General features: G+C 43.5%; 24 protein-coding genes. 17 read left to right on the top strand and 7 right to left on the bottom strand.

Annotated elements, in window-relative coordinates; translation table 11 throughout:
- Nucleotides 1–307: 307 nt before the first annotated feature.
- Nucleotides 308–1,228, bottom strand: a complete 921-nt coding sequence (cysK, locus tag AC4EHK_RS11935; protein WP_490979009.1) for a cysteine synthase A — start codon at nucleotides 1,226–1,228, stop codon at nucleotides 308–310.
- Nucleotides 1,229–1,414: 186 nt separating this feature from the next.
- Between cysK and AC4EHK_RS11930 the strand changes: the two genes are divergently transcribed.
- The gene (locus tag AC4EHK_RS11930) at nucleotides 1,415–2,308 is read left to right on the top strand and encodes a sulfurtransferase (protein ID WP_490979008.1); all 894 of its coding nucleotides are present in this window, start codon (nucleotides 1,415–1,417) and stop codon (nucleotides 2,306–2,308) included.
- Between the two features lie 46 nt (nucleotides 2,309–2,354).
- On the opposite strand, the gene ade is transcribed toward AC4EHK_RS11930, so the two are convergent.
- Entirely contained in the window at nucleotides 2,355–4,082 is a 1,728-nt protein-coding gene (gene ade, locus AC4EHK_RS11925; RefSeq protein WP_490979007.1) for an adenine deaminase, read from the bottom strand.
- 269 nt (nucleotides 4,083–4,351) lie between these two features.
- Here ade and AC4EHK_RS11920 point away from each other — a divergent pair, with 269 nt between their 5' ends.
- Nucleotides 4,352–5,395, top strand: coding sequence for an AbrB family transcriptional regulator (locus AC4EHK_RS11920; RefSeq protein ID WP_490979006.1), 1,044 nt, complete (start codon nucleotides 4,352–4,354; stop codon nucleotides 5,393–5,395).
- Nucleotides 5,396–5,444: 49 nt separating this feature from the next.
- Here AC4EHK_RS11920 and AC4EHK_RS11915 read toward each other — a convergent pair whose 3' ends face one another.
- Both AC4EHK_RS11915 and AC4EHK_RS11910 read right to left on the bottom strand, forming a co-directional pair.
- Nucleotides 5,445–7,058 carry a glycoside hydrolase family 43 protein gene (locus AC4EHK_RS11915; protein WP_490979005.1) on the bottom strand — a complete coding sequence of 538 codons (1,614 nt, stop codon included), beginning with the start codon at nucleotides 7,056–7,058 and terminating at the stop codon, nucleotides 5,445–5,447.
- Between the two features lie 183 nt (nucleotides 7,059–7,241).
- Nucleotides 7,242–8,444, bottom strand: coding sequence for an ROK family protein (locus AC4EHK_RS11910; protein ID WP_490979355.1), 1,203 nt, complete (start codon nucleotides 8,442–8,444; stop codon nucleotides 7,242–7,244).
- A 363-nt stretch (nucleotides 8,445–8,807) separates the two neighbouring features.
- Between AC4EHK_RS11910 and AC4EHK_RS11905 the strand changes: the two genes are divergently transcribed.
- The 3 genes from AC4EHK_RS11905 (at nucleotide 8,808) to AC4EHK_RS11895 (ending at nucleotide 11,920) form a co-directional block, all read left to right on the top strand.
- Entirely contained in the window at nucleotides 8,808–10,109 is a 1,302-nt protein-coding gene (locus tag AC4EHK_RS11905; protein ID WP_490979004.1) for an extracellular solute-binding protein, read from the top strand.
- Between the two features lie 97 nt (nucleotides 10,110–10,206).
- The gene (locus AC4EHK_RS11900; RefSeq protein ID WP_490979003.1) at nucleotides 10,207–11,085 is read left to right on the top strand and encodes a carbohydrate ABC transporter permease; all 879 of its coding nucleotides are present in this window, start codon (nucleotides 10,207–10,209) and stop codon (nucleotides 11,083–11,085) included.
- A 13-nt stretch (nucleotides 11,086–11,098) separates the two neighbouring features.
- Complete coding sequence (locus tag AC4EHK_RS11895) at nucleotides 11,099–11,920, top strand: carbohydrate ABC transporter permease (protein WP_490979002.1); 822 nt, start codon at nucleotides 11,099–11,101, stop codon at nucleotides 11,918–11,920.
- A gap of 15 nt (nucleotides 11,921–11,935) precedes the next feature.
- Here AC4EHK_RS11895 and AC4EHK_RS11890 read toward each other — a convergent pair whose 3' ends face one another.
- Entirely contained in the window at nucleotides 11,936–12,571 is a 636-nt protein-coding gene (locus AC4EHK_RS11890; protein ID WP_490979001.1) for a YesL family protein, read from the bottom strand.
- Nucleotides 12,572–12,780: 209 nt separating this feature from the next.
- Here AC4EHK_RS11890 and xylA point away from each other — a divergent pair, with 209 nt between their 5' ends.
- The 4 genes from xylA (at nucleotide 12,781) to AC4EHK_RS11870 (ending at nucleotide 17,779) form a co-directional block, all read left to right on the top strand.
- The gene (gene xylA, locus AC4EHK_RS11885; RefSeq protein ID WP_490979000.1) at nucleotides 12,781–14,103 is read left to right on the top strand and encodes a xylose isomerase; all 1,323 of its coding nucleotides are present in this window, start codon (nucleotides 12,781–12,783) and stop codon (nucleotides 14,101–14,103) included.
- Nucleotides 14,104–14,133: 30 nt separating this feature from the next.
- Complete coding sequence (gene xylB, locus AC4EHK_RS11880; RefSeq protein WP_490978999.1) at nucleotides 14,134–15,633, top strand: xylulokinase; 1,500 nt, start codon at nucleotides 14,134–14,136, stop codon at nucleotides 15,631–15,633.
- An 80-nt stretch (nucleotides 15,634–15,713) separates the two neighbouring features.
- Nucleotides 15,714–16,697: an aldo/keto reductase gene (locus AC4EHK_RS11875; protein ID WP_490978998.1), complete on the top strand. Its 984-nt coding sequence runs from the start codon at nucleotides 15,714–15,716 to the stop codon at nucleotides 16,695–16,697.
- Nucleotides 16,698–16,777: 80 nt separating this feature from the next.
- Entirely contained in the window at nucleotides 16,778–17,779 is a 1,002-nt protein-coding gene (locus AC4EHK_RS11870) for a Gfo/Idh/MocA family protein (protein WP_490978997.1), read from the top strand.
- 100 nt (nucleotides 17,780–17,879) lie between these two features.
- Here the strand turns inward: AC4EHK_RS11870 and AC4EHK_RS11865 are convergent, their stop codons facing one another.
- Complete coding sequence (locus AC4EHK_RS11865) at nucleotides 17,880–18,800, bottom strand: PhzF family phenazine biosynthesis protein (RefSeq protein WP_490978996.1); 921 nt, start codon at nucleotides 18,798–18,800, stop codon at nucleotides 17,880–17,882.
- Nucleotides 18,801–18,946: 146 nt separating this feature from the next.
- Between AC4EHK_RS11865 and AC4EHK_RS11860 the strand changes: the two genes are divergently transcribed.
- The 4 genes from AC4EHK_RS11860 (at nucleotide 18,947) to AC4EHK_RS11845 (ending at nucleotide 22,040) form a co-directional block, all read left to right on the top strand.
- Entirely contained in the window at nucleotides 18,947–19,603 is a 657-nt protein-coding gene (locus AC4EHK_RS11860) for a potassium channel family protein (RefSeq protein ID WP_490978995.1), read from the top strand.
- Between the two features lie 132 nt (nucleotides 19,604–19,735).
- Nucleotides 19,736–20,395 carry a reverse transcriptase-like protein gene (locus AC4EHK_RS11855; protein ID WP_490978994.1) on the top strand — a complete coding sequence of 220 codons (660 nt, stop codon included), beginning with the start codon at nucleotides 19,736–19,738 and terminating at the stop codon, nucleotides 20,393–20,395.
- Between the two features lie 234 nt (nucleotides 20,396–20,629).
- Nucleotides 20,630–21,427, top strand: coding sequence for a DUF4397 domain-containing protein (locus AC4EHK_RS11850; RefSeq protein WP_490978993.1), 798 nt, complete (start codon nucleotides 20,630–20,632; stop codon nucleotides 21,425–21,427).
- The gene (locus AC4EHK_RS11845) at nucleotides 21,402–22,040 is read left to right on the top strand and encodes a class F sortase (protein WP_490978992.1); all 639 of its coding nucleotides are present in this window, start codon (nucleotides 21,402–21,404) and stop codon (nucleotides 22,038–22,040) included. Before AC4EHK_RS11850 ends, AC4EHK_RS11845 begins: the two co-directional genes overlap by 26 nt.
- Nucleotides 22,041–22,093: 53 nt before the next feature.
- On the opposite strand, the gene AC4EHK_RS11840 is transcribed toward AC4EHK_RS11845, so the two are convergent.
- Nucleotides 22,094–22,741: a TetR/AcrR family transcriptional regulator gene (locus AC4EHK_RS11840; protein WP_490978991.1), complete on the bottom strand. Its 648-nt coding sequence runs from the start codon at nucleotides 22,739–22,741 to the stop codon at nucleotides 22,094–22,096.
- Between the two features lie 146 nt (nucleotides 22,742–22,887).
- Here AC4EHK_RS11840 and AC4EHK_RS11835 point away from each other — a divergent pair, with 146 nt between their 5' ends.
- The 4 genes from AC4EHK_RS11835 to AC4EHK_RS11820 all read left to right on the top strand — a co-directional run bounded on the left by AC4EHK_RS11835 (nucleotide 22,888) and on the right by AC4EHK_RS11820 (nucleotide 26,971).
- Nucleotides 22,888–23,646, top strand: coding sequence for an SDR family oxidoreductase (locus tag AC4EHK_RS11835; RefSeq protein ID WP_490978990.1), 759 nt, complete (start codon nucleotides 22,888–22,890; stop codon nucleotides 23,644–23,646).
- Between the two features lie 230 nt (nucleotides 23,647–23,876).
- A complete protein-coding gene (locus tag AC4EHK_RS11830; RefSeq protein ID WP_490978989.1) occupies nucleotides 23,877–25,304 on the top strand; it encodes an anion permease in 1,428 nt (475 codons plus the stop codon).
- Between the two features lie 42 nt (nucleotides 25,305–25,346).
- Nucleotides 25,347–26,000 carry an SDR family oxidoreductase gene (locus AC4EHK_RS11825; RefSeq protein ID WP_490978988.1) on the top strand — a complete coding sequence of 218 codons (654 nt, stop codon included), beginning with the start codon at nucleotides 25,347–25,349 and terminating at the stop codon, nucleotides 25,998–26,000.
- Nucleotides 26,001–26,143: 143 nt separating this feature from the next.
- Nucleotides 26,144–26,971 carry an undecaprenyl-diphosphate phosphatase gene (locus AC4EHK_RS11820; protein WP_490978987.1) on the top strand — a complete coding sequence of 276 codons (828 nt, stop codon included), beginning with the start codon at nucleotides 26,144–26,146 and terminating at the stop codon, nucleotides 26,969–26,971.
- Nucleotides 26,972–26,994 lie beyond the last annotated feature (23 nt).

Genomic DNA, 26,994 nt, shown 5'->3' with positions numbered 1-26,994 from the left:
GACAGCTCCTTTTATCGTAAATCAGTTTCCTACATTAGTGTAGCAAAGTCCGGCAAGAAAAACTAAATGAAGCGCTCAGGAACAACATGTTGGTTTGTTTTGCATCTTGTTTTATAAAAAGGAACAAAAAAGGCAACAGAAAATTTCTGCTGCCAGTCAATCCACTATTTTAGAAATTGGGTATCAGTCAATAAAGCAAAATTCGATTGTTCTTTCAGGAATTTCTTCCAAGCTCCCAAGAAGAATGCTGGCATTGTTGAACCAAATGAAATTCTATCCGGCCTGTTTTATGAATGAAGTAAAATTTTTATTCGTCGAACAAATTCATGCTCAAATAGCGTTCACCAGTATCCGGTGCGATGCACAGCACTTTTTTCCCAGCGCCTAAACGTTTGGCAAGTTCGATTGCTGCATAGATAGTAGCGCCGGCAGATGGACCGACAAAGATGCCTTCTTCACGTGCCACTCGTTTAAAGACATCGATCGCATCCTCGTCGTTGATCGCCATAATTTCATCGTATACTTCTGTGTTTAAGATTGCAGGAATAAAACCGGGGCTCGTGCCCACCAGTTTATGCTTGCCTGGCTTTCCGCCAGACAGCACGGGAGACCCCTTTGGTTCCACAACGACAACATAAAGTTCCGGAAGATGTGCTTTTAAGGTTTCACCAGTTCCGGTGATGGTGCCGCCTGTTCCGGCTGATGCCACAAACGCATCCAGTGCGCCGTCCATCTGTTCGAGAATTTCCATTGCTGTGGTGGTGCGGTGGATATCCGGGTTTGCTTTGTTTTCAAATTGCTGTGGAATAAAACTGTTCGGAATTTCTTTTTGCAGTTCCAATGCTTTGCCGATTGCGCCAGGCATTTTGGCATCGCTTGGCGTCAATACGACTTCAGAACCGAAAGCCTTCAACAGGTTGATGCGTTCTTTCGTGGCGTTGTCCGGCAATACGAGAATAGAGCGATAGCCTTTGGCAGCAGCAACCATAGCCAGGCCGATACCGGTATTGCCGCTGGTCGGCTCGATGATCGTAGCGCCTTTTTTTAGTAAGCCGTCTTTTTCTGCAGTTTCGATCATATTAAAGGCAGCGCGGTCTTTAACACTTTTGGTGGGATTGAACATTTCCAGTTTGACGTAAACATCTGCCGCTCCTTGTGGAACGATTCGATTTAGTTTAACGACTGGCGTATCGCCAATCAATTCGATGATATTGTTATAGGGTTTCATGAAAAACAACCTTTCTTATATAGTAAAATTTTCAGTTGGCCAGTTTTTGTTATCGCTGAATTTCTTTGCGCATGCATACCGGAGTCTTCTAATTGACGAAGCAAAACATAGACCTTATTGTACTAGTATAACGCAGTTTTGTTAATCATATTGGATTGCTTAGCTGATAAGTGAGGAGAGTGCACCATGGAACACATACCGTTAATTGTCAGTACTGATTGGCTTGAGCAGCGTTTGGAAGACTCCCAATTGCGCATTGTGGATGCGACAACGTTTATGGATATCCCCACAAATGGTGGGCCGCCTTCTGTCCTTTCTGGAAAAACATCTTATGAGAAAGGGCATATTCAAGGCGCGGTTTATGCTGATTTGCTGCATGACTTGTCCGACCCAGAGTCACCATTTCCATTTATGACGCCATCCCGGAAGCAGTTTATCGAAAAAATGACGCAGCTCGGTGTAGGAGATGAGACGTATACCGTCATTTATGATCAAGGAGCGCTTGTTGAAAATCCTGTGGTTGCGGCTTATTGGGCTTCGCGGCTGGCCTGGCAGATGCAGTATGAAGGGTTTGAGAACATCGCAATATTGGATGGCGGGTTGCCAAAATGGAAAGCGGAAGGCCGTGCGCTATCGACTATTCCAAGTAATTACTCCCCAGCAGCATTTACTGGTGAACGCCGCCCAGAGCTTCTTGCCACAAAAGAGGATGTACAGAATGCGATTGATGACGATACAATCGTTTTGATTAACAGCCTGTCGCCCGAGGATTACAGAGGCGAAACGGATACTTATCCGAGAAAAGGCCATATTCCAAGCAGCGTCAATATCTTTTTTGGAAATCATGCCGACATACAAACGAAAAAAGTGTATACAGATGCTGAACTGCGGAAACCATTTGAAGCAATTGGCGCATTGGATCCGGACAAGAAAGTCATTACTTATTGCGGTGGGGGAATCGCAGCCACTTGGACTTCGCTCATTCTCAACAAACTGGGCCAAAAAAATGTGGCCGTCTATGACGGTTCACTAAACGAATGGGCCAGTGATCCATCCTGTATCCTTGTGAAAGAGAGCTGAATTAAAAACCGCATCGCCTGTGTAAAGGCGATGCGGTTTTTAATGTTTAGTCAGCAGCGACTGCGACTTCGATATGCTGAAAGCTTGCGACATCGAACAAACCGCAATCGGTCAGTTTTAAATGAGGGATGACCGGCAATGATAGGAATGACAAAGTTAAAAAGGCATTGAAATGAGTCGGTGCGCCAATCTGCAACAGGCTCTCATCAAGCGCTTTAAGCTGCTGATAAACGGCATCAAAAGGTTCTTCTGTCATTAATCCTGCAACGGCAAGGGGGAGGCTCGCCAGCACGTGGCCATCTTGCACCACGACTAGCCCGCCTTTTAAGTTCTGTACAGCTTCGACCGCGGCTTTAATGTCACTGTCGCTTGTGCCGACGGCAATGATATTGTGCGAATCATGCGCTACCGTTGTGGCGATGGCGCCATTTTTCAGGCCAAGCCCTTGGACAATGCCGAGGCCAATATTGCCAGTGGCGCGATGGCGCTCGATCACAGCCATTTTCAATAGGTCTTTTGCTGGATTTGAAACAAAGTAACCATTCGTAGTCGGTGTTTCGATAATCAAATGTTCTGTGATGAGGTTGTTTGGATTGATGCCGATGACATGCGCTTTCGTGCTGTTGCCCATCGGAATTTGAAAGCCGGTACCAGAAAATTCCGCAACACGTACAGTATCTTGAACCGTAGTGGCATCTGTTTGTTTCTGAACCGGACCTGCATAGCGGCCGCTTTTTGCCGCTAATTGGCCACCTTTATAAACTTCTCCAATCGTGAACTCTTCCAAGCTGTCGAGCAACAGAAAATCCGCATCATAGCCCGGAGCGATAGCGCCTTTTTGACGAAGTCCGAAGCATTGCGCCGCATTGAGGCTGCCCATTGAGATAGCAGTAATAGGATGGATGCCCTGTTTGATAGCAGTCCGAACATTGTAATCGACACTGCCTTCTTCAATTAAATCATCCAAGTGCTTATCATCTGTACAAAACAAGCAGCGGTGAGCGTTTTGTTCGGTTACACCTTCAAGCAAAGCATGAAGGTTTTTAGCAACGGATCCTTCACGGAGCATGACATACATGCCACGTTCTAAGCGCGTAATCATCTCTTCTTTTGAGACACATTCATGGTCTGTCAAAATACCGGCAGATCCATAAACGTTAATATCATTCTCTGATAGTCCGGCAGCATGCCCATCAATTTGATGGCTTAGCAGGAGTTTATCAAGCATGGCATCATCGCCGCGCAGAACGGCAGGGAAGTCCATCACTTCTGCCAATCCAAGAACTCCTTCTCGCTGGAAAAACGGTGCAAGGTCTTCGGCCGACAGCCGGGCGCCTGCATTTTCAAAACCTGTAGAAGGCACACAGGAAGGAAGCATAAATTTTATATCCAACAGAGTCGATTCGGCATCCTTCATCATGTAATCCAGACCGGCAGTACCGCTGACGTTGGCAATTTCATGAGGATCCGTAATGATTGTTGTAACGCCATGGGGCAAGACGACCTGTGAAAATTGCTGTGGTGTTACCATGGAAGATTCAATATGAACATGTGCATCAATCAAACCGGGAGCAATAAACTTTCCAGTAGCATCGATTTCTTCAATGCCTTCATACTCTCCAATGCCGACAATGACGCCGTCGCTGATCGCCACATCGCCCGTGGTCAGGCTTTTGGTAAAGACATTGACAATGGCCGCATGGCGAATGACCAAGTCGGCTTTTCTTTTTTTGTTGGCAGCGTCTATCCGGGTTTTCAATTGAATTTTATTCACGATTGTTCATGCTCCTTTTTAGTGGTTTGAGTTGTGCGAATCGAGGCATGCAGCAGTATTGTTCACGTCCAGTTAACTGAATTGAGAAATAAGCTTGGACTCATTCTACAGCAGATAGAGAATTTGCTCTAGCAAAAAATGAAGAAAGCTGGATGATTCTGCTGCTTTAGAATGTGAGAAAATTTTATTTCGGGAACAGAAAGAGATATAATGGTCAAATCAGTTGCAACTGAATCAGAAAGAAGATGACCCATATGAAGATTTCTCCAATGGCTAAAACCTTTGTCATCGGTTTGGCTGGGGCAGGGCTTTTTGTGGCAGTGGGAGCACCTATGCCTTGGCTGCTCGGCCCTTTATTTGCAGTCTTGCTCATGCAATTATTCACCCCGGTATCACTGAAATGGCATTCGCGCTTTCGTAATGGCGGCTTGGTTGTGGCAGGGTATGTAATCGGCTATGCTTTTACATTTGAAGCCCTGCAAGGAATGAAACAGTATTTCCTGGCGATGGTGCTAATCAACATCGCATTTTTTGTCCTTTTCCTGTTTATCAGTTCATTGATGGCTTCGCGGACAAAAGTAGACCAAGCAACCGCGATGACTTGCTGTGTGCCGGGCGGCTTGTCGCAAATTATTACATTTGCCGAAGAGCAGAAAACCATTGATTTGACGGCGGTGACATTCTACCACGTTCTTCGTGTCCTGCTCATTGTCGCAATCGTTCCGTTTATTGTCGCTAACGGAGGATCTTCGCATGTGCAAGAGCTGGGACAGGGAGATTATTCGCTGCAGTTGGCGGGTTTGCTGGCAATGGGCTACGGTGCGGGTATGTTGGCACAGAAAGTGAAAGTACCGACAGCTTTTTTGCTCGGGCCGGTCTTTCTGATCATGGCATTTAATATGGCTGGTGTAGCAGTGCCGGTCATGCCAGGTTCTTTCCTGCACATCGCACAATTATTCATTGGCATATACATCGGACTACTATTGAAGAAAGAGGATTTGAAATTGACGAAGCGCATGATTTTCTATTCGTTTTTTTCGAGTGCTGTACTCATCGCCTTTGCTTACAGCCTGAGCTTTATTCTGCAAAATCTCTACGGCCTGAGCTTTTCCACCAGCTTTCTAAGTGTTGTACCAGGAGGACTTGACCAGATGGGCATTATTGCTGCATCGGTTCATGCAGACGTAACCGTTGTAACGGCGTTTCAGCTGTTCCGGATTTTGTTTTTATCTGTGTTGATTGTTCCCTTTGTTAAATGGACCGCTGTCCGCAGTGAACAGCGGAAAAAAATTTCTGCGGAAAACGCAGGATAGACAAAAGGCAGCTACGGACATGAGGTCCGTAGCTGCCTTTTCAATATGCTTATTCTTTTGATTCTTTATAAATAAAATAATCGAAGTCAGCTGGCTGTTGTTGGCCGGATAAATCCTGGCATTGCAGTCCGACAAATGCACCGGTGAAAAACCCGCCGCCTTGAATATAGTCGTCTGACAGTGTAGCAGAATTGAACGTAATCGGAAGCGTAATCCAGTTTTCACCATCAAAGGAATACGAATACGTATAGGTCTTTGTTTGGACTTCTACACGCAGATGAACATACTCAAGGTCTTCCGGAATGCTGATTTCTTCTCCTTGAAGCGGTTGGGAGAAGGAGAAATTGTCACATACAGTCAGTTCAAGAATGCGGCCTTTTTCCTCGTGCCAGGAAATTTGAAGAGCTGTCCAGTTTTCTGTGTTGTAATAGTTTACAAGACCGGCACCTTGCTGGAACGTGGTCGGCTGGAAAGCGACCTTTGTTTCAGCAGTAAAGTTGAAATGCTGCCAGCGCCTTGCCACAAATGCTTGAGTGAATTTAGAAGTCAGTGATTCACGGCCGTAGAGGCGGAGGTGCCCCGGATTGTCATTTAACGAAACAATTTCTTCGCCAAGTGGAATGCGCAGCGTTTGAAAATGACCGTTCAACTCGGATGAATCAAAGTCATCCTTTTCGGGGAAATCTGCTGGCCAGACAACTTCCTCAACAGCAGGCCCTTCAATTTGTGAAGCCGGCTGATTGCCGCCGACAACATATGGCCATTCATCTCGCCATTCCAAGCGCTGGATAGCGGTTTCACGGCCCAGTGGACAAAAGCCCCGCGGATCCAATAAAGCCTGATCTTCCTGTGGCAGCGGCCGTCCCGTCAAATGCACCAGGAACCATTCGTCTGTGTGGGTTTGAACAATCGAAGCATGTCCAGCTTTTTGAAGCGGTATTCTCGGATATGGCCATGAAGTAATCAATGGATTTTCAGGGTGGACTTCGTAAGGTCCGTCTATTTGGCGAGAGCGAGCGATCGTTGCCTGATGATCGTATTTTGTTCCGCCTTCTGCTGTCAGCAAATAATAATACTCGCCGATTTTGTAAAGGTGCGGCGCTTCTGTCAATTTGATATCGGTGCCTTTGAAGATGATTTTAGATTCGCCAACGAGCTTGCGCGTGGCCGGATCGAATTCCTGCAGGACGATGCCGTAAAAAGGATGATTCCCAACACGGTGGTCCCAGTACATATTGACAAAGTATTTTTTGCCGGATTCATCATGGAAGAGGGAAGGGTCAAATCCCGAACTGTTCAAGTAAGAAGGTTCCGACCATTCACCGTCGATGGTTTCACACGTCACTAAATAGTTATGGCAGTCCTTCCATTGGCCTTCTGTTACTTTTACATCCGTAAAGATCAACCAAAATTGGCCGTCGCTGTAGGAAAGGGCAGGTGCCCAAACACCGCCAGAGTTCGGATTTCCAGACATGTTCAGTTGGCTTAAGCGATTTAAGGGCCTAGAAATTAAGCGCCAGTTTTTCAAGTCTTTGGAATGATAAATACCTACACCAGGAAACCACTCAAATGTGGAAACTGCAATATAATAATCTTCCCCAACACGGCAAATCGATGGATCAGGGTTAAAACCAGTTAAAATCGGATTTTGGATTATGGTCATTTTTCTTCTTCCTCCATTCAAAATGTGTAAGTGCTTACAAAAAAATGTCGGTAACTTATAACCGATCATACAACACTTAGTCTATTGAGTAAACTAAGTTTTTTAATTAGTTAAGATTTATCTCAATAAAAAAACTGATTTCCGTTGATGGAAATCAGCAAGCCACTCTTTGCCAGTTTTTTCTTACACATCTGTGCTCATTTTTTGTTGCATGCAGACACTAAGGAAATGTTCAATTGAAAAGGCGGATGCACCTAGAGCACTTGAAAATGTGCTCAATTCGGAGAAGCAGATAGTCAAGTCATTTTGCTGAAACCATAGTGCCTGGTTTGAGACACGATCCGTCAATGTTTTGTTCAGCCATTTATAGGAGGAAGCCATTCGGTTGCCAATAATGACTTGCTGTGGGTTAAAGCTGTTAATAATGTTATTGATGCCCACACCAAGATAGTCGCCAGCCTGTTCGAACAGCGATATTACTTTTGGATTTCCTTGTTCGGCAAGCTCTAAAAGATCACTCAATTCCAGCTCTTTTCCAGTTAACGAAGAAAGATTCATTTTCTCGGCTGCTGTCAGCAAAGCTTGTTCTGACGCAAATAATTCCCAACAGCCTTTATTGCCACAGCGGCATGTCGGACCGTTTACTTGGATGGTCATATGCCCGAGCTCTCCTGAAAAGCCATTCGAGCCTTTGTACAACGAACCATTTAAAATTAAGCCGACGCCTATCCCAATTCCTGCGCTGACATAGATAATGTGCTCAGAATCTTTTCCAGCACCGAATTTCTTTTCTCCATAAGCTCCTGCATTTGCCTCGTTTTCAATGATGACTGGCAAATTGTATTTAGTTTCAAGCACTAGCTTTAAGTTCAAATTTTTCCATTTGAGGTTGGGGGCAAGCAATATCTCCCCATTGTTATCCACGATCCCCGGAACGCCAACCCCAATTCCCACGATACCATGTGGACTCTCGGGTGCGGACGCTATTAAATAGTCGATGGTATGGAAAAGCTGCATTTCAATTTCTTCATAAGATAAGTTTTTAAAGGTGACTTCTTTTTCATTGCAAATATTGCCGTTTAAATCAGTCAGCACGCCCAACAAATAATTGACACCAATATCTATCCCTACGGAATACCCGGCCTTCTCATTGAAAAGCAGCATGACAGGGCGTCTCCCGCCGCTGGATTTGCCAGGTCCAAATTCATAAATCAAATGATCGTCAAGCAAGTCATTTACTAGGGAGGACACGGTACCTTTGTTTAACCCAACTTGTTGAGCAACAGCTGCCCTGGATATAGGGGAGTGGTTAATGATTTTGTTCAAGACCAGCGATTTGTTTCCTTCTTTTACTACATGATGATTCCACGTCTTATTTTCTCTAATGTGCACAACAACCCACTCCTTCGATCTTCTAAACTTAAATTAACTTCACAATAAGAATCTGTCAAAAAGATTCGACATGGCCAAGCATCAATATTTTTACTTACAGACTCCGTTCGACTGAAAGACAGTGGGGTAAAAATCCCTTTGGCCAACCAATAAAGTTATAAAATTTCAGATAAGATATCTTTATATTGTACCGCCATTTTGTCACTTTGAGCAATAAAGCTTGATTTAATAGCAGTTTATCACGAAAATAAAACTTTGTTTAGCCACTAGACTAACAAAAATAAATTTGCTACAATGAAACCGCATACAACAATCTGAAAATTGTTGTAATACTAAATTGAACGAGGGGGAGAAAAAATGGGGACTAAGAAAACGCTTACACTTTTATCATCCGCTTTTGCTTTGTCTATGGTATTAACAGGTTGTTCGGATTCTGGTGAAACAAGTGACGCATCAGGGGCAGCTGACAAAGAAATAAAATTCATGCATTTATGGCCGGAAGGCAGTTCGAAAAAACATTATGATGTAGTAAATGAAATTATTGCTGAATACGAAGCAGAAAATGAAGGGGTGTCAGTCGACCTCGAAGTATTGAGCAACGAGCAATACAAAGATAAGTTGAGAGTTCTTTCTACTTCTGGCGATCTTCCGGATGTCGGCTTGACTTGGGCAGCAGGATTTTTAGAACCTTATGTGGGCGGCAACATGTTTGCACCGCTTGATGATGTCCTTGAAGAAGAGTTGAGCGACGCATTTGTTCCTGGAACAACAGAAGCTTATGCATTGGATGGAGCTACTTACGGTCTTCCACTCGAATTGAATATTGTTTCTTTATACTATAACAAAGCAATGTTCGAAGAGCAGGGCATTAAACCTCCTGAAACATACGAAGAACTTGAAACAGCTGTAGCAGAATTCAATGAAGCTGGAATTCAACCAATTGCACTGGGCAACCGGGATTCATGGACAGGCTCTATGTGGTACATGTACTTGGCTGACCGAATTGGTGGAGCAGAAGTTTTGAACACAGCAATCGATCGTTCCGGTTCTTTTGAAGATCCAGCATTAATCGAAGCAGCTGCAAAAACACAAGAACTTGTAGATTCAGGTGCTTTTGTCAATGGATTTAACGGACTTGCTGACGAAGAAGCCAAATCCATGTTCATGAGCGGACAATCTCCAATGTACTTGATCGCAACTTGGGACCTTCCTAACTTTACAACGAACGAAAGTGTACCACAGGAATTCAGAGATTCTATCGGCTACCTTAACTTCCCAACTGTCGATGGGCAAGGAGATCCGAGCAGCTTTGTTGGTGGTCCTGGAGTAGGACTATTCGTTGCTGAAGAATCAGAAGTAAAAGAAGAAGCAAAAGATTTTGCTGCTTATTTTGTTAAAGCTTGGGGAGAAGAAGCAGTAACCAAAGCGGGTGTAATTCCTGCTACTAAAGTGGATGCTGAAACTTTGGATCTACCAGATATGTATGTTGACATCTTAAATGAATTAAATGGTGCAACAAATATCACATTATTTGCAGATGTTCAGATGAGCCCGGATGTGGCTCAAGTGCATTTGGATTCCATCCAGGCCCTTTTTGGAAATGAAATAACTCCAGAAGAGTTTGCTGAAAATCATGAAGAAGCTCTTTCAGCAGAATAAGTTAAACAGCAAAAGTAAAATCTAATTAAAAAGAGGGGGCATATCCTAAGCAACGGATTGTCCCCTTGTATTTTCTAAGATATGGGGTTGAATTGGTATGAACAAGGTAATGTCGAATAAGTTCTATATCGCGTTTTATATTGCACCTGCTCTTCTCCTGCTCTTAATCCTCGTTTTCATTCCCCTATTCCTGTCAGGGTATTATGGCTTGATGGATTGGGATGGCATAGGAGAAAAAACCTTTATCGGTTTAGAAAACTACATCACTGGAATACAGGATGAGCTGTTCTGGAACAGTGCGTTCCATTCGTTCCTATTAGCAATCTTTTCTACCTTGAGTTTGATCATTTATTTGACTGTCTCGTTTATACTGGCTTCTAAAATTAAAGGGGCAGATTTGCTGCGTAAAATCTATTTGATTCCAATGTTGCTGTCTTCGGTGGCAATTGCACAATTATGGGTAAAAATTTACAACCCATCAAACGGCATCTTGAATGTCTTCTTGATGAGTATCGGTGTAGAAAATCCACCGCTGTGGTTGGCAAATCCCTCTATTGTCCTGTTTGCGATATTTGTTCCGATTTTATGGCAATATGCCGGTTTCTACATATTGATCTACTATGCAGCTTTAAAAAATATTCCGGAATCGCTGATAGAGGCGGCCAGAATTGACGGCGCTACACCTTTTCAGATTGCAACGCGGATTAAATTGCCGCTGATCAAAGAAGTAGTGAGCGTTACAATTGTTCTGGCGATTGTCGGTTCTCTCAAGTATTTCGATTTGATTTATGTAATGACGGCCGGCGGACCAAACGGTGCCAGTGAAGTTATGGCATCTTATATGTACAAACTGGCATTTTCCAACTACAACTTTGGATACGGCAGTGCAATCGGCTTCTTGCTGCTGATCATCACGTTGATTGTTACGTTTATCGTACGCAAATTGACGGAATCGAAAGATAAACTCGAATATTAAAGGAGGCGCGAAAATGGGCCGCATTGGTTACTTTTTTCTTTACCTGGCGTTGATAATTGTTGGGTTGTTCCAAATCCTGCCGCTGATTTGGCTTTTCCTATTTTCTTTGAAAGACAATAATGAAATCTTTTCGGGATCTCCGTTTGCTCTGCCATCCGAACTCCGATGGGAGAACTACCAAAAAGTCTGGGACGGTGGGATTGGAACCTATTTCTTCAATAGTGTCTGGATCACGGTACTGGCCATTATTTTGACGGTTCTGTTTGCGAGTATGGCGGCTTTTGCCATCACAAGACTAAAATGGAAACTAAGTGGTTTAGTGCTGGGCTTGTTTATGGTCGGCTTGATGATTCCGATTCACTCGGCATTGATTCCACTGTACAGCATGTTCTTGAGCGTCAATTTGATCGACAATCCGATATCGATCGTCATCACATATACCGCCTATAACCTGCCTATTACGCTAATGATCTTGCTTGGCTTTTACTACACGCTGCCGCATGAAATTGAAGAGGCTGCAGTCATTGACGGCTGTTCTATCCATCGCATGTTTTTCCAAATCATCTTGCCGATGACTACGCCTATTTTGGCAACTACTATTGTTATTAACATGATCTACAACTGGAATGAATTTGTTTTTGTCAATACTTTCATCAGCTCAGAACAATATAAAACACTGACAGTTGGGATACAAAACTTTATCGGTCAGTACATGACGGATTGGGGAGCAATTGGTGCTACTTTGGTCATTAGCGTCCTGCCGATTATTATTGCCTTTATTTTCTTTAGCAATAAGGTAGTTGAAGGAATTTCATCAAGTGCTGTAAAAGGATAAAAAAAGCTTCACACCTTAGGAGAGAGACTCCTCTTGGTGTGAAGCTTTTTTTTGTGTTTTGCTGAACGCACTCATTGCCATCCACATGGTCAGAAAAGCATATAAACTGCTGCCAAATAAAAAGGCTAGCGCTGGCAGCAAGGTCATAATATAAAACAGCGGAACCAGACAAAGAATGATGACAGCAGTAGCTGCTGGATTGACCAGCATCAGCAAAAATGCATTTTTGATAACGTGCGGTACTTTGATATCGTAATGCACAAAAACCGGAAATACATAAAATGAAAATAGGGTAGATATCAGCATAAACGCAAACAAGGGAATATGCGTCCAATTCAGTTGCTCATCCGGGCTTGACTGGATATACAGGATATCCAAAACAATAAGCAGCAGGAGCACCGAAATGAAGACGCCCAAAATATTGCTTTTTACAAAATCCTTTTTGTAGAAGTTCCAAAATGTTTTAAACAGAGGAAGATCCGTATTGCCTTTTAGCCATTCGCGGCACATGGCAAACATGGAGGTGGTGGCAGGGTAAAAACCAAACAGGATTCCTCCCAGAAGTGTAAAGAGCACCCACAGTAAATTCAAATAGGCCAACCGTGTAATCCATTCCAATGCCAGGTAAATATAGCTGCTTGCTGTGTGCATTAATAAATCGCCTCTATCCCATATTTCATAATCTGTAAAATCATACCTCACGGATCAAAAAAAATCACGAAACTACTTACAATTACTTTGTTTAACCAATGGACAAACTAATTATAACTTGCTATAATCCTTAATGAAAGCCTTTTCATCAATTAGTCTAAATATTGGTACATATGATTAGATTTAAAACTACATTGGAGGTATGGAACATGACACATTTCACTGGCATTGAAAAGATAAAATTTGAAGGAGCAGCTTCAAAAAATCCATTTGCATTTAAATTCTACAACCCTGAAGAGAAAATAGGCGGCAAAACGATGGAGGAAACATTGCGTTACGCTGTTTCTTATTGGCATACATTTACAATGGATGGTTCAGATCCGTTTGGTGCAGGGACGATGGACCGTACATGGGATCATTTAAAAGGAATGGATTTAGCAAAAGCGCGGGTTGAAGCATCTTTTGAGTTTTATGAAAAATTGGATGTGCCATTTTTCTGTTTCCACGATGTTGACATTGCACCAGAAGGCAGCAACCTGCGCGAGTCCAACAAGAACTTGGATGAAATTGTTGGAATGATCAAAGAATACATGAAAGACAGCAAAGCAAAATTGCTGTGGAATACAGCCAATAACTTTACGCATCCACGTTTTGTCCATGGCGCAGCTACTTCGAGCCATGCAGATGTATTCGCTTACTCTGCCGCAAAAGTGAAAAAAGGGCTCGAAATCGGCAAAGAACTCGGCGCAGAAAACTATGTGTTCTGGGGCGGCCGCGAAGGCTACGAAACGTTATTGAACACAGACATGAAGCTGGAACTGGATAATTTAGGCCGCTTTTATCACATGGCTGCTGACTATGCAAAGGAAATCGGTTTTGACGGCCAATTCTTGATTGAACCAAAACCAAAAGAGCCTTCCACTCATCAATACGATTACGACGTAGCAACTGCACATGCATTTTTGCAAAGCTACAAGCTGGATGATAAATTCAAATTTAATATCGAAGCAAACCATGCCACATTGGCTGGCCATACATTTGAACACGAGCTGCATTATGCACGCATCAACAACATGCTCGGCTCTGTCGATGCTAATCAGGGAGATCCGCTATTGGGATGGGATACAGATGAATTTCCGACTGATTTGTGGTCAACTACGTTGGCGATGTACGAAATTCTTCAAAACGGCGGGCTTGGCCGCGGCGGCTTGAACTTTGACGCTAAAGTTAGAAGAGGGTCATTTGAACAGGCTGATTTGTTCCACGCACATATTGCAGGGATGGACGCTTTCGCTGTCGGATTGAAAGTGGCTCAGCAACTGATTGACGATAAAGTTCTTGAAAATGTTGTGAGCAACCGCTACGAAACGTACACAAACGGAATTGGACTGGATATCGTTAATGGCAATACAGATTTCCATAAGCTTGAAGACTACGCATTCGGTATTACCGATATCAAGCAAACTTCAGGACGCCTTGAGCAAATAAAAGCGACAATCAACCAATATTTGCTGCAAGCTTTCGCAAAATAAGAAATTTTTCAGGCTGGGAGAGCTGACCATATGAACTATGTAATTGGTGTCGATTTAGGAACAAGTGCGGTTAAAATTTTATTAGTAGACCAGCTCGGCAATGTTGCGAAAACAATTTCAAAATCTTATCCATTGATTCACGAAAAAAATGGGTACAGCGAGCAAGATCCACAGCATTGGGTAGACCAAACAGCTGCAGGATTAAAAGAATTGTTAAGCACTTTTGATGGAAATGCAGAAGATATTGAAGGCATCAGCTTTTCCGGACAAATGCACGGACTGGTTTTGTTGGATGGGGAGAATAACGTATTGCGTCCGGCTATTCTATGGAACGACACGCGGACAACGGTGCAATGCCAACAGATTTACGACGTGGTCGGGGAACGACGCTTGCTGGAAATTACAAAAAACCCTGCATTAGAAGGATTTACATTGCCGAAAATTCTATGGGTCCAAAAAAACGAGCCAGAGCTTTTCAAAAAAGTAAAATCCTTTGTGCTGCCGAAAGATTATTTGCGCTATAAAATAACAGGCAAGCTTGAAATGGAATATTCAGATGCGGCAGGAACCTTGTTGTTGGATGTCAATCATAAACAGTGGAGTCGGGAAATCTGCGATTTGTTAGAGCTTGATGTTACTATATGTTCACCATTAGTGAATTCGCACGATGAAGTAGGAACTGTAATAAATGAATTCGCTGAAGCATCTGGGCTGGCTCAATCGACTCGTGTGTTTGCGGGCGGTGCAGACAACGCCTGTGGAGCTATCGGTGCTGGAATTTTGGAAGAAGGCAAAACATTGTGCAGCATTGGAACATCAGGTGTTGTATTGTCTTACGAAGCTAGAGGAGATAAGGATTTTGACGGCAAGGTCCACTATTTCAACCACGCAGCGCCCGGTGCTTTTTACACAATGGGTGTCACATTAGCTGCTGGCTATAGCTTGTCCTGGTTTAAAGATGCATTTGCTCCAGAAGCATCATTTGATGAACTGTTGGGCGATATTCACAATGTGCCTGCTGGATCGAACGGATTGGTGTTTACGCCTTACGTAGTTGGGGAAAGAACACCACATGCAGATGCTGCGATTCGTGGCAGTTTTATCGGCATGGATGCCTCGCATCGCCGGAAAGATTTTGCACGTGCAGTTTTGGAAGGAATCACGTTTTCTTTAAACGAATCGATTTCGATTTTTAGAGAAAGCGGCAAAACGATTGATACGATTGTGTCCATCGGAGGCGGAGCCCAAAATGAAGACTGGCTTCAAATGCAGGCAGATATTTTCGATGCCAAAATTGTTCGCCTTACCAGTGAACAGGGTCCTGGAATGGGTGCGGCTATGCTGGCGGCTTTCGGTTGTTCGTGGTTTCAAACTCTCCAAGAATGCGCAGACGCATTTCTGCAGGAACAAGAAACTTATTTGCCAATAGAAGAAAATGTACAGACTTACAGCAAGCTGTTTCCAATTTATCAAGAGGTCTACGGGCAAACCAAAGATTTGAATAAGAAACTTTTGGAATTCCGCAAGTAGTCGACAAAATAAAACCTCAACTCCATAGTTGAGGTTTTTTCTGTAAAGAAAAACCAATCTTAAAGAAGAGGTGAAGACAAATGAACTATCGTCAACTTGGCAATACCGGCATGAAAATAAGTGAATTGAGCTTTGGAACATGGGCAATCGGCGGTTCATGGGGCAACACCAATGACGAACAATCATTGAAAGCATTGGAGTACGCCATGGAAAAAGGTGTGAACTTTTTTGATACGGCAGATGTCTATGGCGATGGCCACAGTGAAGAACTATTAGGCAAGGCTACAAAAGGAAAGCAGGACGAAATCCATATTGCCACTAAATTTTGCCGTGCAGGAGATATTCATGACCCGCAAACCTACTCAATGGAACAGGTTTCCAACTATGCCGAGGCGAGTTTGAAACGTTTAGGACGGGAGCAAATTGACTTGTTTCAAATTCATTGTCCACCAATGGAAATTTTGCAAGACGGCAGTGTTTTCGAGGTGTTGGACAAGCTGAAGGAACAAGGGAAAATTCGCTCTTATGGTGTCAGTGTGGAAACAGTGGAAGAAGGGCTGTTATGCCTGGATAATCCAAATGTCAGCAGTTTGCAGGTGATCTTTAACCTATTTCGCCAAAAGCCGCTGGAAGAACTATTCCCGAAAGCTTTAGAGAAGAATGTTGGAATATTGGCCCGTGTCCCGTTGGCAAGTGGCTTATTGACTGGTAAATTCAAAGTGGATTCACAATTCGAATCAGACGATCACCGGAACTTTAACCGTGACGGGGAAGCTTTTAATGTTGGAGAAACATTTGCGGGGCTGGAGTTTGCGAAAGGCGTAGAATTAAGTGATCAGCTTGCTTGGATTGCAGAGGAAAGAGGCAATCGCACGCAAGCCGCATTAAAATGGATCTTGCAGCAGGAAGCCATCACATCGGTTATTCCTGGATTCAGAAATGTTTCGCAAGCAGAAGACAACTTAAAGGCGTTGGATGCGAAGAACTTTTCTCCTGAAGAGCTGAACCAATTGGCGCAGTTTTATAAAGAATATGTACATCCTGAAATAAGAGGAGCTTATTAAAAAAGCTTTACCGCTGGGAAGCAGCAATGCTTTTTAGCGGTTTGTTTAACAATCGAAGAGTTTTAAAAGGAGAGAACAGGATGCAGAAAATTCGTTGGGGAGTTTTGAGTACAGCACACATTGGCAGAACACAAGTGATTCCTGCCATAGGGCGCGCAGATAATGCTGAAATTGTTGCAATAGCAAGCCGAACCAGTAAAGTTCATGCAGTGGCTCAGGAATTACACATACCGAAAGCCTATGAAAGTTATGAAGAACTGCTGGAAGATCCAGACATTGATGCTGTCTACATCCCGCTGCCAAACCATTTGCATAAAGAATGGGTCATTCGCTCGGCACAAAAAGGCAAGCATGTTCTTTGCGAGAAACCTTTTGCATTAAGTGAAGCCGAAACAGAAGAAATGATCGCGGCTTGTTTGGAACACGGTGTTAAGTTCATGGAAGCATTTATGTATCAATTACATCCTCAGCATGCACGAGTAAAGGAAATCGTTGCTTCAGGTGAAATTGGTGACATCAAGCTAGTGAAATCCAGCCATTCATTTTACCTGCAGAATCGGTCAACGGACATACGAATGGAGGCGGCCATGGGCGGAGGAAGCATCTATGATGTCGGGTGCTATTCGATTCAAGTAATCCGTCATTTAGTAGATGCTGAGCCTGTAGAGGTCATGGCCCAAGGAGAAATCGATCCAGTCCAAGGGATTGATTTGACTGGAATTGTCCACATGAAGATGAGCAACGGAGTCCAAGCTTTATTCGATTGCAGCTTTAATATGGTCAGCAGAAATGAATACGAACTGATTGGCACTGAAGGAACCATTAAAGTGCCATTTGCTTTTCGTCCGGACATTAATGGCAATACAGGAATCATCCTTGTTCAAAAAGATGGAACTGTACGCGAAGAAAAGGTGCAAGGAGATATTTACCGGCTGGAAATTGAGAACTTCTCTAATGCGGTTTTAACAGATTCAGCACCAATCATTACACCTGACTCTACAATAAAGAATATGCGAGTCATTGACGCGTGCTACGAGTCATTAAGAACCGGACAGAAAGTCGGTGTGAAAGCTGGAAACTAGCCGTTAGAAAACTTATGAAAACAACCGCAGGCTGTGAGGAGCCTGCGGTTGTTTTCATGATTTAATAGTTGTTTGGCAGACCAATTGCCATTCCCGTGATTTATGGGATATAGAGTTCGCCTTGGCCAATAACAATTGCTGTGCCGCCAATTTTAACTTCCTCATATTTTTGTTTTTTCTTAGTGATGGTGATGTCGATAAAACTGGACCTTCCCATTTCAATTCCTTGTTCGCTTCGAATAGAGTATCTCTCTTCCTGGTTGCTTTCGACTACGCCATGTTCAACAAGAAATGCACCAAGTGGGCCGCCAGCTGCACCAGTTGCTGGATCTTCCGCAATGCCCATAGCAGGAGCAAACATACGGCAATGGACAGTAGATCCATCGTGTTCTGTTTCTGTCGTAAAGGCAAAAATATGCTGACGGTCGGTATCGCCGCTGAAATGGCGCTCCCAGACATCGGTTCGGAAATTGATTTCTCTCATAGCTGCAAGAGAACGTAGAGGGACAAACAGAAACGGCAGACCGGAAGAAATGGTTTGGATGGGAAAGCGGGTATCCAGTTCACTTTTGGGCAACGACAATAAATCCGCAACAAGAGCTTGTCTTGTCAGTGATTCTCCAAAAACAGGCAAGGGTTGGATCATTTCTATCTTCATGATTTTTTCGCCCTCCTTATGGACCGTTACAGCGATATCTCCCAACCCTTCTTCAATGGTCCATTCGTTGAGCCCGTCTTGTGAAGGAAGCATTTTGAGGTAAGCCATAACAAAAGCCGTCCCGATTGTAGGATGGCCGGCAATTGGCAATTCTACCTGAGGCGTAAAGATTCTAAGGCTAACTTGATTTTGTTGCTTTTTGGGAGGACAAATAAATGCAGTTTCCGATAAGTTCAGTTCATTGGCAATCTGTTGCATAGTTTTGGAATCCAATCCCGTTCCGTCGTGAAAAACAGCCAGCGGATTGCCGCCAAAAGCTTGAGTGGTAAATACGTCAACTAAGGTATATTTTAAAGTTTTCATAGATATCCTCCTTTTGTTCGAATAGTAAGACTTTATTGTTTCTTTGTATCAGTTAACGGCTGAAAAGTCCACCAGCTTTGATTGCAATTGAGCTCTTTTGAGAATAAAGTAAAAGAAGTGGAATTATACAGAGAAGAGGGACGCATGTGAAAAAACAAATTGTGGTCATTGGCTTGGGCCGTTTTGGCAGCAGTGTCTGTAAAGAACTGTATAGCTTGGGGCATGAGATCATGGCCATCGACACAGATCCGGAAAAAGTCGATGCTTTAAGAAAGTACGCGGCCTACACCGTTATCGCAGATGCAACTGATGAAAATCAGCTGAAATCCTTAGGTGTACGGAATTTTGAACATGCGATTGTAGCAATTGGAGACAACCTTCAAGCCAGTGTGCTGTGCACACTTATGCTGAAAGAGCTTGGCTTGCCAAAAGTATGGGTCAAGGCACGTGACCTGCAACATGAAAAGATATTGGACAAAGTCGGTGCGGACCGGGTGATTCAGCCGGAAAAAGAAATGGGCATCCGTGTTGCCCATCATGTCGACTCAGATAAAATCGTCGACTATATCGACCTTTCCAAAGACTACAGTATTATCGAACTGGTCGCATCTGGAAAAATGGCGAATAGAACATTGGTCGACTTGAACATCCGCGTGGAATTTAACTGCATCGTTCTGGCCATAAAAAGACTAGAAGATGTCAATATTGCACCGGCGGTAGATGATGTTGTCGAGCAAAATGATGTATTGATTGTGATGGGCCATAAAGAAGACTTGAAACGTTTGGAAGAAAAAGCATTGTAACTATAAAAGGCCGACTCATTTATGAGCCGGCCTTTTATTTGGAAATATCGTTTAATGAGTTTTTCATCGGGAATAGTGCTTATAAAAAGAGCGGACAAATTGGGTATTGCACATAGAACGGAGGGACTGGGCTTGAACGTCAGAATAGAATGGAACTATAAAACGCCGAAAGGCCTGGAAACTACTTTCTTTTCAGAAGAAATGCCGGCAGCTGCAGCGATTGCGTTTGCTGAAGACTTGGAGCGGACCGGCCGTTCCAAGCATATTGGCTTTGTAGACAAATTTGACAGCAGCTGGACCGTGAAGGAAATGAAAGCCTACTTAAAAGGAATTGAAACCGAACCACATAATGTGACGGTCTATTTTGATGGAGGCTACGACCGGCAGACGAGAAAAGCTGGAGTTGGCTGCGTTGTATATTATGAACAAAGCGGAAAATCCTATCGGCTGAGAGCGAATGCCATTTATAATAATTTAGCTTCCAATAACGAATCGGAATATGCTGCGCTGTATTTTTCCCTGCAGGAACTTGAATACCTGGAAGTTCATCATCTTCCAATCCGATTTTTGGGAGATTCCCGAATGGTTATTGAAGGATTGGACAATGAATGGCCGGCAGCAGAAGAGCTGCTGGAACCCTGGATCAGCCGGATAGAGCAGAAACTAGCACAGTTGGGCATTCAGGCTGACTACAATTTAATCCCGCGGAAAGCCAACGCAGAAGCTGATAAACTCGCTACACAGGCCTTAAACGACATTGTCATAACGGCTAAAGCGGAAATCATTGCTTAAGGAGTTAAGGGATAGATATTTACGTGGCCGAAGAGAAAGGAGGCTGATCCGGCTAAGTTGTGGCATGCAAAGCTGCTATTTAAGCAGTCTGCTCCTGTCGCATATAAGCAATTTAGTTCTTTGTGTTCAAAAATCAGAATACTCTTTTTATTGCTTGCAGAATTGGAAGTTCTAGGTTATAAATAAGTTGTACAATACTTGTGCAAAAACTACACACATGAAGGAGAGGGAAAAATGAAGAAAATTTTAGTTTCATTCTCTGTTGCAATGGCTCTTGTGTTCTCGTTGCTCGCTTCTGGAGTTATGGCTGATAGCCACACCGCGAAACTTAGAGTGGTCCATGCTTCGCCGGATGCACCTGCTGTAGATGTTTATGTCAATGGAGATTTAACACTTGAAAATGTACCTTTTAAAGCAGATTCCGGTTATTTGGAAGTACCAGCTGGAACACATGATGTAGAAGTTTTTGCAAACGGAACAGAATACGCTGCGGGTGAAGGCGTACTGCAGGCAGACTTAACAGTCGAAGCTGGCAAAGCCTATACAGTTGCTGCAGCAAACTTGCTGGAATCGATTGAATTTGTCGTTGCAGAAGATTCAATGGAAGTAACAGAAGGACAAACGAAAGTTCGAGTTGGACATTTGTCTCCGGATGCACCAGCCGTTGATGTTGGCGTAATTGGCGGAGATGCCTTGTTCAGTGGAGCAGAGTTCCCTGGAATTACGGATTATGCAGAATTAGCTCCGGATACGTACGACTTGGAAATTCGTTTGCCGGATGGAACACAAGTGTTGCCATTAGAAGGTACGGAGTTAGCTGCTGATACGGTTTATAGTATCTTCGCAGTAAACACAGTGGACTCACTGGAAGTGATTGCGCTTGTCGATTACGAAGCAGCAGGATCTCCAGATGGCATGCCGACTACAGGTCTTGGAACTCCTGACCAATCACAGGCTATGTGGTTACTATTAGGTGGCGCCCTGGTCTTAATTGGAGCGAGTACCCTTGTATGGAAAAAACGTTTTCAATAACAAACTCTTGCTAATTCTGGTAGTTGCCATGCTTGTGGGTTGCCAGCAGCCGGTAGATGAGGTCAGTGTCCGTTCGGAAAATGTGGGATTTACACTGGATGAACCGGCTACTGTCAATATTCAGCAACCAACTCCAGCCGAAAATCCAATTAACGGATTAAAACGAACCGGCATACAGCCAACATCTCTAAACATTCCTTCAATCGATCTGGAAGCACAAGTCCAGCATCTGGGAACTACAGAGAATGGTGAGATGGCGGTACCGGATAATATTGAAGACGTCAGCTGGTTTTCTCCGGGATACGAGCCAGGCGAAAATGGCCGTGCCGTTATTGCCGGACACGTTGATGGTGTGGAAGGTCCAGCAATTTTCTGGGATCTCTCCAAACTCCAATTGGGTGATGAAGTAATCGTACAGGCTGAAGAGAGAACTTTAACATTTAAAGTCCATACGATGGAATCAGTTCTACTTGATTTAGCAGATGTTTCAAAGGTTTTTGGATATACCTCGTCACCTGAGCTGGTTTTGATTACCTGTTCAGGAACTTATGATTTTGATCGGGGTACAAGAGAAGAGCGATTGATAGTTTATGCGAGTCTTGTAGAAGAATAAATGAAAAGGCACTTCGATGTTCCCTTAGAAGGAACATCGAAGTGCCTTTTTGATTATCCCGCAGAATGGGGCCGATTCACTGTTTCCATTGTGTTTTTAGGATTTTGGTAAGAAATGATGCGGATCAGTTGATCTGCCATTTGATGCGGCGTAAAGGCAAAGCCATCATTGACCCACTCAATAACCAAGCCAAACAGTGCATAAGCGTTATAGCTGCTGAGCAGACTGTGATCAATGGAAGGGTTCGGCATCAATTCCGCCAAATCGCTTTGAATCAAGTCTTTTAATACTTGGCAGATGCGATTTTGAAAACCCGGAAGCACATTGGAACTAGTAATAATGGTATAAAAACGTGAATAGCGTTCAACATGATCAAATATTTTTATAGAAGAAGCCGATATTTTGCCTACATCAAAATTGGGAATTGTCATATACGGATCTCGGTAAGAACGGACAAGGTCTGACAAAACATCTTCGATTAACTCATGAAGCAGTTCTTCCTGGGTCGGGTAATGCTTGTAGAACGTTCCGCGATTTAAGTTCGCCAATTGAACAATTTCTGTGATGGTAATGCTTTTAAATTCTTTCTCCTCCATTAAAAGGATCAAGGCATCTTTTAATGCGTTTTTCGATTTATTGATTCGCCGGTCTTTTTTCACCAGCAGGACCTCGCTTTCTTCATTTGTTTTGTGGAGCTGCACAAAATCAAATCTCTCTGTTCGTTTTTCAACATTTCACACTAGATTTGTTGATTGATAACTAAAGTATAGGCCAATATACTGAGAGTGTATAGATGGAAGCGTTCTCTTGTAATCCAAAATAACCGATAGAAAAGGAGACTTAAAGTATGAAACTTGAAGGAAAAGTAGCGATTGTAACAGGTGCAGCATCAGGCATGGGGAAAGCGATTGCAGAACTTTACGCAAAAGAAGGCGCAAAAGTAATCGTTTCGGATATTAATGAAGAAGGTGCGGCACATGTAGCAGCGGGTATTACAAGCAACGGCGGCGTCGCACAAGCAGTCAAAACAAATGTTGGCAACGTTGAAGAAATTGAAGCGATGATCAACTTGGCTGTAAGTGAATATGGCACATTGGACATTCTGGTCAACAATGCAGGGATTATGGACAATTTTGAACCAGCCGGAGAAATCGAAGACGCCAATTGGGAGCGCATTTTTTCAATCAACACAATGAGCGTGATGCGTTCAACCCGTAAAGCATTGCCGATTTTCCTGGAGAAAAATAAAGGCATCATCATCAACATCGCTTCAGCAGGCGGATTGTACGGAGCACGCGCAGGAGCTACGTACACCGCTTCAAAACATGCAGTTGTCGGCTTCACCAAAAATACCGGTTTCATGTATGCAAAAGAAGGTATCCGCTGTAACGCCATCGCACCAGGTGGCGTAGAAACCAATATCAGTTCGTCCATGACATCCATCAGCGAAATGGGAATGGGGCGTACGCAGGCGGGATTGGCCTTGAATCCTCGCAATGGTAAATCAGAAGAAATCGCTAAAGTGGCATTATTCCTAGCATCTGACGATTCGAGTTTTGTCAACGGCACAGTTATAACGGCTGATGCTGGATGGACTGCTTACTAATTTTTTTGTGCTTACGCCAGTCAATTTCAAGAAATTTATGAAGGGAAATGGCAAAGAATTGAACAAAGAAAAAATCTGCAGAAAATCAAGAATGAAAAATTGCAGTTTTTTCTGCGGTCGTGGTATTGTCTACTATGCCACTTATTCTTTTTTTAGATTGAGTGGATCATTTACAAACATACACAAACAGAAAATTTTGGCGAGTTTTCTAAAAATAGAGGAGTGGTAATATGTCAGCTGCAAGTAAACAAGGTGAAGTGAAATGGCGTGAACTGTTTATCGTTCTGGCCATCGGTCTCATTTTGTGGTTTATACCTACGCCTTCAGGATTAGAAGCCAAGGCTTGGCAATTGTTCAGTATTTTTGTAGCAACGATCGTCAGTTTGGTCATCAAACCAGTTCCAATGGGAAGTACGGCTATTTTTGCATTAACGGTCATTGTATTGACCAATACCTTGACGCTTGAAGAATCCTTGAGCGGTTTTCAGAACACGACCATTTGGTTAATCGTTATTGCATTCTTTATTTCGCGTGGATTTATCAAAACAGGTTTGGGGACGCGGATTGCCTATGTTTTTGTACGGATGTTCGGAAAGAAAACATTGGGGCTATCTTATTCGATGTTATTCAGCGACCTTGTGCTGGCTCCAGCGATGCCATCGAACACTGCGCGAGCAGGCGGAATCATTTTTCCCATCATCCGGTCTTTGTCAGAAACCTATGATTCCAGAGTGGAAGATGGAACCGAGCGGAGAGTCGGCGCGTTTTTGACAAAAGTATCTTTCCAAGGGGACATGATTACGTCTGCCATGTTTGTAACTGCGATGGCGGCCAATCCTTTAGCTGTCCAAATCGCACAGGATATTACAGGAGTAACCATCACTTGGGGCGGATGGGCATTGGCGGCAATTGTTCCTGGTTTGATCAGCCTTATTCTGATTCCTCTGGTGATTTACAAGCTTTATCCGCCAGAGTTGAAAGAAACGCCAGAAGCTACAGTGATTGCAACAGAAAAACTTAAAGAAATGGGCCCTCTGAAGAGAGAAGAAAAGTACATGATCGGTGTATTTGTCCTGTTGCTTGTTCTTTGGATTTTCGGTGATAACTTTGGCATTAGTGCGACTGCCAGTGCCTTTGTAGGATTAAGTGTTTTATTGCTGACGCAAGTGTTAACTTGGTCGGATATTAAGAAAGAAGAAGGGGCATGGGATACGCTGGTATGGTTTGCTGTGCTCGTGATGATGGCAACCTACTTGAATGTCCTCGGCATGATTCCATGGTTTAGTGGATTGATGCAAGACTCGGTAAATCAATTGTCATGGATGCCGACCTTGATCATTTTAGCAATTGTTTATTTTTATTCGCATTATTTTTTCGCCAGCAATACAGCGCATGTCAGCGCCATGTATGCCGCTTTCTTATCGGTTATCGTAGCAGCGGGAGCACCGCCGTTATTGTCGGCACTCATTTTGGCTTTTTTCAGCAATTTGTTCGGCTGTTTGACGCATTACGGTGCAGGTCCAGCTCCCGTCTTTTTTGGAAGCGGTTATGTCAGCCAGCAGAAATGGTGGCAATTGGGCTTTATCATTTCACTAATCCACATCGTGGTTTGGATGGGTGCAGGCGGATTGTGGTGGAAACTACTAGGTCTTTGGTAGAATGACTGCAAAAAATAAAGAACATTAAGGAGCGTGCAGCATATGAAAGTGGCAATCATTGGGGCAAACGGAAAAGTAGGCAGCAAGTTAGGGCGCATCTTAGCCGATAGCGGAGATGAGCCTTTGGGCTTTATCCGCAAAGCCGAACAAGCTGAGCAGCTGGAAGCACAAGGCATTCAAACCGTCTTGGCTGATTTGATTGAGACATCTGTCGAGGAATTTTCACAGCTCTTGAAATCTTGCGACGCTGTCGTATTTTCAGCAGGTGCCGGCGGGGCAGGAGAGGAATTGACCACCGCCATTGATGGCGAAGGATTGAAAAAAATTACAAAAGCTGCCGAACTCGCGCAAGTTCGCCGCTTATTGCTGGTGTCGGCTTTTCCAGATGCAGGCCGTGATCAAGAACCCGTAGCAAGCTTTGAGCATTACATGAAAATTAAGCGCCAGTCTGAAGTGGATTTGGTAAAGACTGCATTGGATTGGACAATTTTGCGCCCTGGAACTTTGACGGACGATGCTGGAACCGACAAAGTAACTTTGGGCTATACCTTAATGTATGACACCATTTCACGCGAAGATGTGGCGGCTGTACTAGCTGAATTGCTCAAACATCCTCAAACGGCTGGTCAAATATTGGAAGTGGTTCAAGGACAAGAAGCAATTGAATTAGCCGTAAAGAAAAAAGCAGGAAAATAACGGTGGAAATTACTTTCCTTAGTTAAAATCGCTGCAACCTTTCCAAGTTTTACAGCGTTCTATTTTAGTCGAACAAAAGAAATTTTCTTTCATCAAGAGAGGCGCAGGCACTTATTTTACTAAGGAAAGCGGGATTAGCAGACATGGATTGGTTTGATTTATTGAAGGCATTAATTTTAGGGTTTGTCGAAGGCATGACTGAATTTGCGCCGGTTTCTTCTACTGGACATTTGATCATCGTCGATGATATGTGGCTGAAATCTCAAGAGTTTCTAGGGAAATATCCAGCGAATACATTTAAAATTGTCATTCAGCTGGGATCGATCTTAGCGGTTGTTGTGGTATTTTGGAAACGGTTGTTTAGCTTGGTGGGCTTGTACAAAATTGAAGGACAGCAGGCAAATTCAAGCTTCAACCTTTTGCACGTTATCATCGGCATGTTGCCGGCAGTAGTATTTGGATTTGCGTTCAAAGATTTGATCGATGACCATTTGTTTGGCGTCGAAACGGTCATTTACGCATTGGTTGCCGGATCGATTTTAATGATTGCTGCAGACAAGTTCGGACCCAAAAATCCGACGGTCAATTCATTGGATGAGATTACCTATATCCAGGCGCTGAAAGTCGGGCTTGTGCAATGTTTGTCGTTATGGCCAGGGTTTTCTCGTTCAGGCGCCACCATATCAGGCGGGGTTCTGTTTGGTTTAAATCACCGGGTTGCCGCAGACTTTACGTTTATTATGGCGGTTCCGATCATGTTCGGTGCAAGCCTGGTATCGGTCTTGAAAAACTGGGATACGCTGTCGTTGGATTACCTGTCTTTCTATATTGTTGGCTTTGTCTCGGCCTTTGTTTTCGCGTTAATTTCCATCCGTTTCTTTTTGAAATTGATTTCCCGCATCAAACTGATGCCTTTTGCCATTTACCGATTGGTGTTGGCAGCTGTGCTGGCCATTATCGTTTTTCTTTAGTAAGCAAAAAGGAGCTTCCATTT

It is taken from the genome of Planococcus sp. TJ-307, assembly GCF_058268435.1.
The sequence above is the reverse complement of the archived record's forward strand: the minus strand, read 5'-3'. Positions and strand labels throughout refer to the sequence as shown.

Bases quoted from the DNA above. Each gene is read 5' to 3' on its own strand.
- AC4EHK_RS11875 (WP_490978998.1), top strand. From the start codon at position 15,714: ATGAACTATCGTCAACTTGGCAATACCGGCATGAAAATAAGTGAATTG.
- AC4EHK_RS11930 (WP_490979008.1), top strand. From the start codon at position 1,415: ATGGAACACATACCGTTAATTGTCAGTACTGATTGGCTTGAGCAGCGT.
- AC4EHK_RS11835 (WP_490978990.1), top strand. From the start codon at position 22,888: ATGAAACTTGAAGGAAAAGTAGCGATTGTAACAGGTGCAGCATCAGGC.
- AC4EHK_RS11900 (WP_490979003.1), top strand. From the start codon at position 10,207: ATGAACAAGGTAATGTCGAATAAGTTCTATATCGCGTTTTATATTGCA.
- AC4EHK_RS11920 (WP_490979006.1), top strand. From the start codon at position 4,352: ATGGCTAAAACCTTTGTCATCGGTTTGGCTGGGGCAGGGCTTTTTGTG.
- AC4EHK_RS11870 (WP_490978997.1), top strand. From the start codon at position 16,778: ATGCAGAAAATTCGTTGGGGAGTTTTGAGTACAGCACACATTGGCAGA.
- xylB (WP_490978999.1), top strand. From the start codon at position 14,134: ATGAACTATGTAATTGGTGTCGATTTAGGAACAAGTGCGGTTAAAATT.
- AC4EHK_RS11830 (WP_490978989.1), top strand. From the start codon at position 23,877: ATGTCAGCTGCAAGTAAACAAGGTGAAGTGAAATGGCGTGAACTGTTT.
- AC4EHK_RS11850 (WP_490978993.1), top strand. From the start codon at position 20,630: ATGAAGAAAATTTTAGTTTCATTCTCTGTTGCAATGGCTCTTGTGTTC.
- AC4EHK_RS11865 (WP_490978996.1), bottom strand. From the start codon at position 18,800: ATGAAAACTTTAAAATATACCTTAGTTGACGTATTTACCACTCAAGCT.
- AC4EHK_RS11895 (WP_490979002.1), top strand. From the start codon at position 11,099: ATGGGCCGCATTGGTTACTTTTTTCTTTACCTGGCGTTGATAATTGTT.
- AC4EHK_RS11820 (WP_490978987.1), top strand. From the start codon at position 26,144: ATGGATTGGTTTGATTTATTGAAGGCATTAATTTTAGGGTTTGTCGAA.
- AC4EHK_RS11890 (WP_490979001.1), bottom strand. From the start codon at position 12,571: ATGCACACAGCAAGCAGCTATATTTACCTGGCATTGGAATGGATTACA.
- xylA (WP_490979000.1), top strand. From the start codon at position 12,781: ATGACACATTTCACTGGCATTGAAAAGATAAAATTTGAAGGAGCAGCT.
- AC4EHK_RS11825 (WP_490978988.1), top strand. From the start codon at position 25,347: ATGAAAGTGGCAATCATTGGGGCAAACGGAAAAGTAGGCAGCAAGTTA.
- AC4EHK_RS11905 (WP_490979004.1), top strand. From the start codon at position 8,808: ATGGGGACTAAGAAAACGCTTACACTTTTATCATCCGCTTTTGCTTTG.
- cysK (WP_490979009.1), bottom strand. From the start codon at position 1,228: ATGAAACCCTATAACAATATCATCGAATTGATTGGCGATACGCCAGTC.
- AC4EHK_RS11915 (WP_490979005.1), bottom strand. From the start codon at position 7,058: ATGACCATAATCCAAAATCCGATTTTAACTGGTTTTAACCCTGATCCA.